This window comes from Streptomyces sp. B93 (genome assembly GCF_018070565.1).
GTDB lineage: Bacteria > Actinomycetota > Actinomycetes > Streptomycetales > Streptomycetaceae > Streptomyces.
On sequence record NZ_JAGPXL010000011.1, the window covers coordinates 208,117 to 218,644 of the forward strand.

General features: G+C 70.7%; 10 protein-coding genes. 8 read left to right on the plus strand and 2 right to left on the minus strand.

Features of this window, described 5'->3' with window-relative positions; translation table 11 throughout:
- The first annotated feature begins 21 nt into the window (after positions 1-21).
- The 7 genes from KBY47_RS14160 (at position 22) to KBY47_RS14190 (ending at position 6,868) form a co-directional block, all read left to right on the plus strand.
- Entirely contained in the window at positions 22-1,638 is a 1,617-nt protein-coding gene (locus KBY47_RS14160) for an ABC transporter ATP-binding protein (protein ID WP_210921452.1), read from the plus strand.
- Positions 1,638-2,759, plus strand: a complete 1,122-nt coding sequence (locus KBY47_RS14165) for an ABC transporter permease (protein WP_210921427.1) — start codon at positions 1,638-1,640, stop codon at positions 2,757-2,759. The genes KBY47_RS14160 and KBY47_RS14165 overlap by 1 nt, the downstream gene beginning before the upstream one ends.
- On the plus strand, positions 2,756-4,030 hold the full coding sequence (locus tag KBY47_RS14170; RefSeq protein ID WP_210921428.1) for an ABC transporter permease: 1,275 nt from the start codon (positions 2,756-2,758) through the stop codon (positions 4,028-4,030). The genes KBY47_RS14165 and KBY47_RS14170 overlap by 4 nt, the downstream gene beginning before the upstream one ends.
- Entirely contained in the window at positions 4,027-4,419 is a 393-nt protein-coding gene (locus KBY47_RS14175) for a cytidine deaminase (RefSeq protein ID WP_210921429.1), read from the plus strand. The genes KBY47_RS14170 and KBY47_RS14175 overlap by 4 nt, the downstream gene beginning before the upstream one ends.
- A gap of 71 nt (positions 4,420-4,490) precedes the next feature.
- Positions 4,491-5,774, plus strand: coding sequence for a thymidine phosphorylase (locus KBY47_RS14180; RefSeq protein ID WP_210921430.1), 1,284 nt, complete (start codon positions 4,491-4,493; stop codon positions 5,772-5,774).
- A 96-nt stretch (positions 5,775-5,870) separates the two neighbouring features.
- Positions 5,871-6,464, plus strand: a complete 594-nt coding sequence (locus KBY47_RS14185) for a Uma2 family endonuclease (RefSeq protein WP_210921431.1) — start codon at positions 5,871-5,873, stop codon at positions 6,462-6,464.
- A 17-nt stretch (positions 6,465-6,481) separates the two neighbouring features.
- Positions 6,482-6,868, plus strand: coding sequence for a lipid asymmetry maintenance protein MlaB (locus tag KBY47_RS14190; protein ID WP_210921453.1), 387 nt, complete (start codon positions 6,482-6,484; stop codon positions 6,866-6,868).
- Here KBY47_RS14190 and KBY47_RS14195 read toward each other — a convergent pair.
- Together KBY47_RS14195 and KBY47_RS14200 are read right to left on the minus strand one after the other, a co-directional pair.
- Positions 6,752-7,768 carry a sigma-70 family RNA polymerase sigma factor gene (locus KBY47_RS14195; RefSeq protein ID WP_210921432.1) on the minus strand — a complete coding sequence of 339 codons (1,017 nt, stop codon included), beginning with the start codon at positions 7,766-7,768 and terminating at the stop codon, positions 6,752-6,754. The genes KBY47_RS14190 and KBY47_RS14195 overlap by 117 nt on opposite strands.
- 449 nt (positions 7,769-8,217) lie before the next feature.
- Entirely contained in the window at positions 8,218-9,486 is a 1,269-nt protein-coding gene (locus tag KBY47_RS14200; RefSeq protein ID WP_210921433.1) for an MFS transporter, read from the minus strand.
- A gap of 63 nt (positions 9,487-9,549) precedes the next feature.
- On the opposite strand from KBY47_RS14200, the gene KBY47_RS14205 reads away from it, so the two are divergent.
- The gene (locus KBY47_RS14205) at positions 9,550-10,512 is read left to right on the plus strand and encodes a LysR family transcriptional regulator (RefSeq protein ID WP_210921434.1); all 963 of its coding nucleotides are present in this window, start codon (positions 9,550-9,552) and stop codon (positions 10,510-10,512) included.
- Positions 10,513-10,528 lie beyond the last annotated feature (16 nt).

A 10,528-nucleotide genomic window follows, 5' to 3' on the forward strand; every position in this document is an offset into this window, starting at 1 on the left:
CCGTCCCCAGGAGAGTGCGCCATCAACGCGTCCAGCAGCCCTCCGGCCGGAGCGGCGGTCCACGGTCAGCAGACCGCCGTCGAACTCGCCGGGATCACCAAGCGCTTCCCCGGCGTCGTGGCCAACCACGACATCCACCTCAGCGTCCGCAAGGGCACCGTCCACGCCCTCGTCGGCGAGAACGGCGCCGGCAAGTCGACCCTGATGAAGATCCTCTACGGCATGCAGAAGCCGGACGAGGGCACCATCACCATCGACGGCGAGCAGGTCACGCTCTCCTCGCCCGCCGACGCCATCACCCGCGGCATCGGCATGGTCCACCAGCACTTCATGCTCGCCGACAACCTCACGGTCCTGGAGAACGTGGTCCTCGGCAGCGAGAAGCTGTACGGCATCGGAGCCAAGGCCCGCCGCAAGATCAAGGACATCTCCGAGCGCTACGGCCTCGGAGTCGAGCCCGACCGCCTGGTCGAGGAACTCGGCGTCGCCGCCCGCCAGCGCGTGGAGATCCTCAAGGTCCTCTACCGTGGCGCGCGCACCCTGATCCTCGACGAGCCCACCGCCGTCCTGGTCCCGCAGGAGGTGGACGCGCTCTTCGCCAACCTGCGCGAACTGCGCGCCGAAGGCCTCTCCGTCATCTTCATCTCGCACAAGCTGGGCGAGGTCCTCTCGGTCGCCGACGAGATCACCGTCATCCGCCGCGGCACCACCGTCGGCACGGCCGTCCCCGCCGAGACCACCCCCCGCCAGCTCGCGGAGATGATGGTCGGCAGCGAACTCCCCACCCCCGAGACCGCCGAGTCCACGGTCACCGACCGCGCGGTCATCACCGTCGACAAGCTGCGCCTGGCGGCCCCCGGCGGCAAGGCCCTGCTGGACGACATCACCTTCACCATCCACGCGGGCGAGGTCCTCGGCATCGCGGGCGTGGAGGGCAACGGCCAGACCGAACTCGTCGACGCGCTCATCGGCCTCAAGGGCGCCGACTCCGGCACGATCACCCTCGCCGACGAGGAGATCACCTCCTGGCCCACCCGCAAGCGCCGCGAACAGGGCATCGGCTACATCCCCGAGGACCGCCACCGCCACGGCCTGCTCCTGGAGGCCCCCCTCTGGGAGAACCGCATCCTCGGCCATGTCACCGAGGCCCCCAACGCCAAGGGTGTCTGGCTGAACCCGAAGGCGGCCCAGGAGGACACCCGCCGGATCGTCAAGGACTACGACGTCCGCACCCCCGGCATCGACGTCACCGCCGCCTCCCTGTCCGGCGGCAACCAGCAGAAGCTGATCGTCGGCCGCGAGATGAGCGGCAACCCGCGCTTCCTGATCGCCGCCCACCCCACCCGGGGCGTGGACGTCGGCGCCCAGGCGGCCATCTGGGACCACATCCGCGAGGCCCGCCGCGAGGGCCTGGCCGTGCTGCTGATCTCCGCCGACCTGGACGAGCTGATCGGCCTGTCGGACACGCTCCGCGTGATCTACAACGGCAGGCTGGTCGCGGACGCCGACCCGGCCACCGTCACCCCGGAGGAACTGGGCTCCGCCATGACCGGCGCGGCCTCCGGACACCTCGAACACGAAGAGACCCCCGAGACCCCGGCCAAGGCCCCCGAGTCTCCGGAAGACGAGGCCCGCTGATGAAGAAGTTCGACAAGGAGCGCGTGCTCCTGACGGTGGCCGGTCCGGTCATCGCCCTGGCCGTGGCCTTCGCCCTGACCTCGGTCGTCCTGCTGGCCTCGGGCAAGAACCCGGTCGAGCCGTACGCCCTGATGTTCGAGCAGGCCACGTTCTCCGACATCCAGGTCCTGATCATCAACCAGGCCTCGCTGTACTACATCGCGGCGCTCGCGGTGGCCATCGGCTTCCGGATGAACCTGTTCAACATCGGCGTCGACGGCCAGTACCAGCTCGCCGCCATGATGGCCGCCATCGTCGGCGCCCACATGAACCTCCCGGCCGGCCTCCAGGTCCCCCTGCTGATCCTCACGGCCCTGTTCACCGGCGCCTTCTGGTCGGGCATCGCGGGCGTCCTGAAGGTCACCCGAGGCGTCAGCGAAGTGGTCGCCACGATCATGCTGAACGCGATCGCCACCTCGGTCATCGCCTACCTCTGGCTGCCGGACGTCTTCGGCGTCAAGGTCGGCAACAACAACACCACCGGCGTGATGCACGAGTCCGGCTGGGTGCCCGGCATCGACATGGGCGAGGCGGGCGAGATCTACGGCCTGGTCTTCCTCGCCGTACTCCTCGGCGTCGGCTACTGGGTCGTCCTCAACCGCACCCGCTTCGGCTTCGACCTGCGCGCCTCCGGCGCCTCGCAGACCGCCGCCGCGGCCAGCGGTGTCGACCCCAAGCGGATGGTGCTCTCCGCCATGCTGATCTCCGGCGCCGTCGCCGGACTCGCGGGCCTGCCCATCCTCCTCGGCGGCACCCACACCTACAGCCTCAACTTCCCCACCGGCATCGGCTTCCTCGGTATCGGTATCGCCCTCCTCGGCCGCAACAGCCCCGTGGGCATCGCCTTCGCCGCCCTGCTGTGGGCCTGGCTCGACAAGGCCTCGCCCGAACTGGACTTCCACGGCTACGACAAGGAGATCGCGGTGATCATGCAGGGCATCATCGTCCTCGCGGTCGTCGTCTCCTACGAGTCCGTACGGGAATGGGGCCTGCGCCGCCAGCAGCGCCGCGTCGGTGCGGAACTGGCCGCCGGAAACGTCCTCGGCGCCGACAACAACACGAAGGAGGTGGCTGGCCGATGACTGCCCCTACCTCGGCGACCGACGTCAACCAGCCGACGCTGACGCCCGCGGCGCCCACCGGCCGCCGTCTCTCCCTGCCGGTACTGCTCCTGCTCATCGCCGGAGCCCTGGCCCTGACCTCGATCGTCCGCATCATCACCGGCGCCGACGGCATCACCAACGTCAGCCAGATGTCCACAGCGCTCCAGCTCGCCGTGCCGATCGGCCTCGCGGGCCTCGGCGGCCTCTGGGCCGAACGCGCGGGCGTGGTCAACATCGGCCTCGAAGGCATGATGATCTTCGGCACCTGGTTCGGTGCCTGGGCGGGCTTCCAGTGGGGCCCGTGGACCGGCATCCTCGTCGGCCTCGCGGGCGGCGCGATCGGCGGCCTGCTGCACGCCATCGTCACCGTCACCTTCAACGTCAACCACATCGTCTCCGGTGTGGCCATCAACATCCTCGCCCTGGGCATCACCCGCTACCTCGCGCCCCTCGCCTTCGAGGGCCACCAGGGCGGCTCCGCGAAGCAGTCCCCGCCGGTCGAATCCCTCGGCCACTTCACGGTCCCCGGCCTCTCCGACTGGCTGCGCGACCTGAACGCCAAGGGCTGGTTCTTCGTCTCCGACCTCGCGGGCCTGCTCGGCGGCCTGGTCACCAACGTCTCCTGGCTGACCCTGATCGCCGTCGCCCTGATCCCCGGCACCTGGTACGTCCTGTGGCGCACCCCCTTCGGCCTCCGTCTGCGCTCCTGCGGCGAGAACCCGATCGCCGCCGAGTCCCTCGGCGTCAACGTCTACAAGTACAAGTACATCGCCGTGATCATCTCCGGCGCCCTCGCGGGCCTCGGCGGCGTGTTCCTCTCCATCGTCGCCAACCCCTTCTACCTGGAGGGCCAGACCAGTGGCCGCGGCTACATCGGCCTCGCCGCGATGATCTTCGGCAACTGGATGCCGGGCGGACTCGCCATCGGCGCGGGCCTGTTCGGCTACACCGACAGCCTCAACCTCCGCGGCGGCTCGGAGAACGTCCACGCCCTGCTCCTGCTGGGCGCCCTGCTCCTGCTGATCGGCGCGATCTGGCTGGCCGTCCGCAAGAAGTACGTCCACGCGATGATCACCCTCATCGTCGGCGCCGGCGTCTTCGCCTGGTACGCGGGCACCAACGAGGTCCCCAACCAGGTCGTCTCCGCCACCCCCTACGTCATCACGCTCCTGGTCCTGGCCCTCTCGGCCCAGCGCCTGCGGATGCCCAAGGCGGACGGCCTGCCCTACCGGAAGGGACAGGGCAAGTGACCGAGGCCGACTGGGACGCCCTCCGCGAGGCGGCACGCGAGGCCATGACCCACGCCTACGCCCCCTACTCGGGCTACCCGGTCGGCGTCGCCGCCAGGGTCGACGACGGCCGCACGGTCTCCGGCTGCAACGTGGAGAACGCCTCCTACGGCCTCGGCCTCTGCGCCGAGTGCGGCCTGGTCTCGGAACTCCAGCGCACCGGCGGGGGCCGCCTGACGCACTTCACCTGCGTCGACGGCAAGGGCAACATCCTCGTCCCGTGCGGCCGCTGCCGCCAGCTCCTCTACGAGCACGGCGGCCCGGACCTCCTCCTGGAGACCCCCGCGGGCATCCTCCCGCTCTCCGCGATGCTGCCCCAGGCCTTCGGCCCGGACCACCTCACCACCTGACGCACCAGCGGCCCCTCCGAACGAGAACCCGGAGGGGCCGCACACTTCCAGAACCACTCGGAAGGAAACCCATGGCCATGGACGCCATCTCCGTCATCCGCACCAAGCGGGACCGCGGCGAACTCAGCGACGAACAGATCGACTGGGTCATCGACGCGTACACCCGGGGCGAGGTCGCCGACGAGCAGATGTCGTCGCTCGCCATGGCCATCCTCCTCAACGGCATGAACCGCCGCGAGATCGCCCGCTGGACCGCGGCGATGATCGCCTCCGGCGAGCGCATGGACTTCTCCTCCCTCTCCCGCCCCACCGCCGACAAGCACTCGACGGGCGGCGTGGGCGACAAGATCACCCTCCCCCTGGCCCCCCTGGTGGCGGCCTGCGGCGCGGCGGTCCCGCAGCTCTCCGGCCGCGGCCTCGGCCACACGGGCGGCACCCTGGACAAGCTGGAGTCGATCCCCGGCTGGCGGGCCCTGCTGACCAACGACGAAATGCTGAACGTCCTCGACACCACCGGCGCGGTGATCTGCGCGGCGGGCGACGGCCTGGCCCCCGCCGACAAGAAGCTCTACGCCCTCCGCGACGTCACCGGAACCGTCGAGGCGATCCCCCTGATCGCGTCCTCGATCATGTCCAAGAAGATCGCCGAAGGCACGGGCTCCCTGGTCCTGGACGTGAAGGTGGGCACCGGCGCCTTCATGAAGACCCTCGAGGACGCCCGCGAACTGGCCGGGACGATGGTCGGCCTGGGCAAGGACCACGGCGTACGAACGGTCGCCCTCCTCACGGACATGTCCACCCCCCTCGGCCGCACGGCGGGCAACGCCCTGGAGGTCCGCGAGTCCATCGAGGTCCTCGCGGGCGGCGGCCCGGCGGACGTCGTGGAACTCACCCTCGCCCTGGCCCGCGAAATGCTGGAAGCGGCGGGCATCCACGACGCGGACCCGGCGAAGGCCCTGACCGACGGCTCGGCGATGGACGTCTGGCGCCGCATGATCCAGGCCCAGGGCGGCGACCCGGACGCCCCCCTCCCCACCTCCCGCGAACAGCACGTCGTCAAGGCCCCGTCCTCCGGCGTCCTGACCCGCCTCGACGCCTACGGCATCGGAGTGGCCGCCTGGCGCCTCGGCGCGGGCCGCGCCCGCAAGGAGGACCCGGTCCAGGCCGCCGCGGGCATCGAACTCCACGCCAAGCCCGGCGACGAGGTCACCGAGGGCCAGCCCCTCCTCACCCTCCACACGGACACCCCCGAACGCTTCGCCTACGCCCTGGAACCCCTGACGCACGCATACGACATCGCCCCCACGGGAACCGACTTCACCGCGTCCCCGGTCGTGCTGGAACGTATCGCCTGACCTGCGGTTTCCTCATTCGGGTGAACGGGATCGGTGGACCACCGCCGATCCCGTTCGGCATGCTGGACTCGGTGACGCACCGATAAGGAGACCGCCATGAGCGCACTCACCGTCGACCACTCGGCGGCCAGCGGCCACGAGTGGGACGACCTCGTCCGGGTCTGGCAGGAGACGGACGCGCCAGAGGGCTGCAAGGTGGAGATCATCGAAGGGATCGTCACCGTGGCGCCGCCGCCGTCGAACCCGCACAACGACATCGCTGATCTAGTACAGCGCAGCCTGTACGAGGTGATCTCGAAGGAGTGGGGCGTCTACCAGACACTGGGCACGGCCATTCCCTCCAGGGACGGGCTCTACATTCCGGACATCGCTGTGGCTCCGAGGGAGGTCGTCCGCTCCCGGAAAGGCAACTACGTTCCTGCGGATGCGGCAGAACTCATCGTGGAGATCACTTCCAAGTCGAACGCGAGCCATGACCGGATCAAGAAGGCCGCAGGCTATGCGCAAGCCGGGGTGCCGCTCTATCTCCTTATCGACGGCTGGGCGCCGGGAGGGCCCACTGTCACACTGTTCGGTGAGCCGCACGGGGCGGTGTACCGCGTCCTGCACGCGAGCAAGTTCGGTGTCCCAGTCCCGCTGCCCAGCCCCTTCGAGCTGGACCTCGACACCTCGGAGTTCCTCACCGACTGACGGAGGCGTGCGCGCCGATTAGTTCACGGCGTTCCCCCGGTCTATCGATCGTGGACGCCAAGACACCCGCCGAACTCGTGCTCGAAGGCCCCCTCACCAGGGACGAGGTGACGGGACTGTGTGACGACGTACGGGCGCGGCTGGAGGACACCGGCGCCAGAGTCGTCGTATGCGACGTCGCCGGACTGGGCCCACCGGGCCTGACGACGGTCGACCTGCTGGCCCGCCTCCAACTGACCGCGAAACGGTCCGGCGGCCACATCCGCCTGCGCGACCCCTCCCCAGCCCTACGCGCCCTCCTCGACCTGGTCGGACTCCGCTTCGAGATGGAGGGGCAGCCCGAACAGCGGGAACCACCGTTTGGTGTCCAGGAAGCAGTGGAACCCGGTGATGCGCCCCTCTGAGATCTCCAGCACCTGCACCGCCCACGGACTGAAGCCACCCGCCTCCTCGTCCGGCTTGTAGTGCGCGAACCCGGGCAGCCCGTTCACCTCCACCGGCAACAGCCGCGACCCGGCGCACGCCGCCCCCAGCGTCGTCATGAACCCGGTGATGTCCGACGGGCCGAGCAGCCACAGGTCGAACGGCGGCATCGTCATGACGGCGTCCTCGTGCAGCAGCGCGGTCAGCGCCGTCATGTCGTAGCCCTCGAACGCCGCGACATACCGCTCCAGCAGCTTGCGCTGCTCCTCGTCCAGCGGATCGGACACGGCCGCCTCGGCACCGCTGTCCGCCCGCTCGGCGAGCGTGGCCCGGGCCCGCTGGAGCGCGCTGTTCACCGAGGCGACCGACGTGCCGAGCAGCTCGGCGACCTCGCTCGCCTTCCAGGCCAGCACCTCCCGCAGGATCAGCACCGCCCGCTGCTTGGGCGGCAGCTGCTGCAACGCCGCCATGAAGGCCAACCGCACCGACTCCTTCGCCACGGCGGCCTCCGCCGGGTCCGTGGTGGTCGGCAGTACACGGGCGTCCGGCATGGGCTCCAGCCAGGTGTGATCAGGGCGCGGCGACAGCGCCGCCTGCGCCAGCGGGGTGGCCTCCGACAGGTCCATCGGCCGCGCCCGCTTGTTGCCCGCGGCCAGCAGGTCCAGACACACGTTCGTCGCGATCCGATAGAGCCACGACCGCAGGCTTGACCGCCCCTCGAACTTCTCGTAGCTCCGCCAGGCGCGGACCATCGTGTCCTGCACCGCGTCCTCCGCCTCGAAGGAGGAGCCGAGCATGCGGTAGCAGTAACCGGTCAGCTCGACGCGGTACTTCTCGAGCTGCTCCTCGAGCTGTGTCGTCGTCGCCGTGCCGTTGCTCATGATCCGTCCACCCACCCCTGTGGCATCCCAGTCGCGCCATCGCGCCCAGCACCTTGGAAGCTACCGCAGCCCACTGACAATGGCGCCTGGAGAGGGGAAGTCGCAGGTCAGCGGACTTCTGGCGGCGTGAGTGCGGGCCGGGGGGCGTTGCGCAACCCGGCGCTACGGGGGTGACGCTGCGCCCACCCGTGCCGCCCTGCGGCACGACTGCCCGCAGCTAGGACCGCTACGGCGGCGAGCCACCGCGCGCCCGCACCCGCCGTGTCACGGAAGGGGACGTGTCGGGGGGTGTCCGCCCGCAGTGGTTCGCGCGGAAAGCCCCGTTGCCGTTCCAGTTGGCAGATCGCGCGGTTCCGAGGACGGACACCCCCCGGCGCGGCCCCGACCCACCACCCGGCGGCCAGCGCTACGCGCGGCAGGCACCGGACGGAAACAGGCCGCCGCAGGCATCACGCACGCGCGGCCGCCCGCGACCCCGCCACCGTGATGGCCACGACCCCCATCACAGCCACGAGCCCCACCGCCACCGTCCCGCCCCAGCCCCCGGCGTGGAACGCCACCGCGCCCGCCGTGCTGCCGACGCTGGAGCCGATGTAGTAGGCGGACTGGTACAGGGCGGAGGCCTGCGCCCGCCCCCGCGTCGCCGTCTTGCTGACCGCCGACGAGGCGACCGCGTGGCCCGCGAAGAAGCCCGCCGTGATGAGGACCAGGCCCAGCAGCACCGCGCCGAGCGAGTCGGCCAGGGACAGCAGCAGGCCCGCCGCGGTCGTCCCTCCGGACAGGTACAACGCGCCCCTGCGGCCCAGCCGCCCCACCAGCCGTCCGGCCGTCGACGCCGACACCGTACCGACCAGGTAGACGAGGAAGATCGAGCCCACCACGCCCTGCGGCAACGAGAACGGCTCCTGCGTCAGGCGGTACCCGACCACCGTGTAGATGCCGCCGAACACCGTCATGAACAGCGCGCCGATGGCGTACAGCCGGCGCAGCAGCGGATTTCCCAGGTGCTCCCGCACCGTGCGCACCAGCACCCCCGGCCGCAGCGACCCCGCCGAGAAGTGCCGCGGCGCCGGCAGCAACACCCGGAACGCCACCGCACACACCACCGCGATCCCCCCGATCACCCCGACCGCGACCCGCCAGCCCCACTCCTGCGCGACCCACCCGGTGATGACCCGACCACTCATCCCGCCCACACTGTTACCGGCGACGAACAGCCCGATCGCCGTCACCAGCGCCTTCGGCCGGACCTCCTCCGCCAGGTACGCCGTAGCCGACGCGGGCAGCCCCGCCAGCGCCGCCCCCTGCACCGCCCGCAACGCCACCAGCACCGGCAACGACGGAGCGAACGGCACCAGCAGCCCCACACCCACCGCCACAGCCAGCGACCCCGTCATCACCGCACGCCGCCCGAACCGCTCCGACAGCGCGCTCATCGGCAGCACGAACACCGCGAGCCCACCCGTCGCCGCCGCCACGGTCCAGCTCGCCGCGCTCGCCGTCACCCCCAACTCGCCGGAGATCAAAGGCAGCAACGCCTGCGTCGAGTACAGCAGCGCGAACGTCGCGACCCCGGCCAGGAACAGCGCGAAGCTCATCCGCCGGTAACCGGGACCACCCGGCGCCATACGGTCATCGGAAACAGGAACGGAAGCGGAGGCAGTGGCAATGGCAGCGGCATCCACAACCGTGGACGCCCCGGTACTCGCGGGAGACATACCCAGAAGTTACGTACACCCGCTTTCATGCGTCCAATGCACAGAACCCTCATAATCGTTCCCGTGACGCATCAACCCAGCTCCCAGCCCCGCCTGTCACCAATCAGTGACACAGCCAGTGACGCACCAGACATCGTCACCCGCCTCGCCCCCCGCCTGGCCCACTTCGCGGGCGTGGCCCGCACCGAGCACGTCACCCGCGCCGCCCACGAGATGAACGTCCCCCAGTCGACCCTCTCCCGCGCCATGGTCCGCCTCGAACAGGACCTCGGCGTCGACCTGTTCGCCCGCCGCGGTCGCACCGTCTCCCTCACCCCGGCGGGCCGCACCTTCCTCACCCACGTGGAACGCGCCCTCGCGGAGGTGGAACGCGCCGCGGAGGAGGTCCGCGCCGACGCCGACCCGGCCACCGGCAAGGTCGCGTTCGGCTTCCTGCACACCATGGGCGCCGAGACCGTCCCCGGCCTGATCCACGCCTTCCGTGCCGACCACCCGAGGGTCCGCTTCAGCCTCGTCCAGAACTACGGCGAGGCCATGCTCGAACGCCTCCGCGCCGGAGAGCTGGACCTCTGCCTGACGTCACCCGTCCCCACCGCGCCCGACCTCGTCGCCCGCCGCCTCGACGAACAGAAGCTACGCCTGGTCGTCCCGGCGGACCACCGCCTCGCGGCCCGCAGGCGCGTCCGCCTGGCGGAGGCCGCCGAGGAAGCCTTCGTCACGCTGGAACCCGGCTACGGCCTGCGCCGCATCACCGACGACCTCTGCCAGGAGGCGGGCTTCAAACCGCGCGTCGCCTTCGAGGGCGAGGAGGCGGAGACCCTCAGGGGCCTGGTCGCCGCGGGCCTCGGGGTGGCCCTGCTGCCACCCCCGGCCGTCCCCCGCCCCGGGGTCGTGGAACTCACGGTCACGGCCCCCCGCGCGGCGCGCGAGATCGGCGTCGCCTGGCTGGAGGGCCGCCCGGACACCCCACCGGTGGCGGCGTTCAAGAAGTTCCTGCTGTCAAGAAGGGGCAACCTACTGCCGTAATCCACGCACCCCCACC

Coding starts and splice junctions, on each gene's coding strand:
- KBY47_RS14195 (WP_210921432.1), bottom strand. CDS start 7,768: ATGAGCAACGGCACGGCGACGACGACACAGCTCGAGGAGCAGCTCGAG.
- KBY47_RS14200 (WP_210921433.1), bottom strand. CDS start 9,486: ATGTCTCCCGCGAGTACCGGGGCGTCCACGGTTGTGGATGCCGCTGCC.
- KBY47_RS14170 (WP_210921428.1), top strand. CDS start 2,756: ATGACTGCCCCTACCTCGGCGACCGACGTCAACCAGCCGACGCTGACG.
- KBY47_RS14180 (WP_210921430.1), top strand. CDS start 4,491: ATGGCCATGGACGCCATCTCCGTCATCCGCACCAAGCGGGACCGCGGC.
- KBY47_RS14185 (WP_210921431.1), top strand. CDS start 5,871: ATGAGCGCACTCACCGTCGACCACTCGGCGGCCAGCGGCCACGAGTGG.
- KBY47_RS14165 (WP_210921427.1), top strand. CDS start 1,638: ATGAAGAAGTTCGACAAGGAGCGCGTGCTCCTGACGGTGGCCGGTCCG.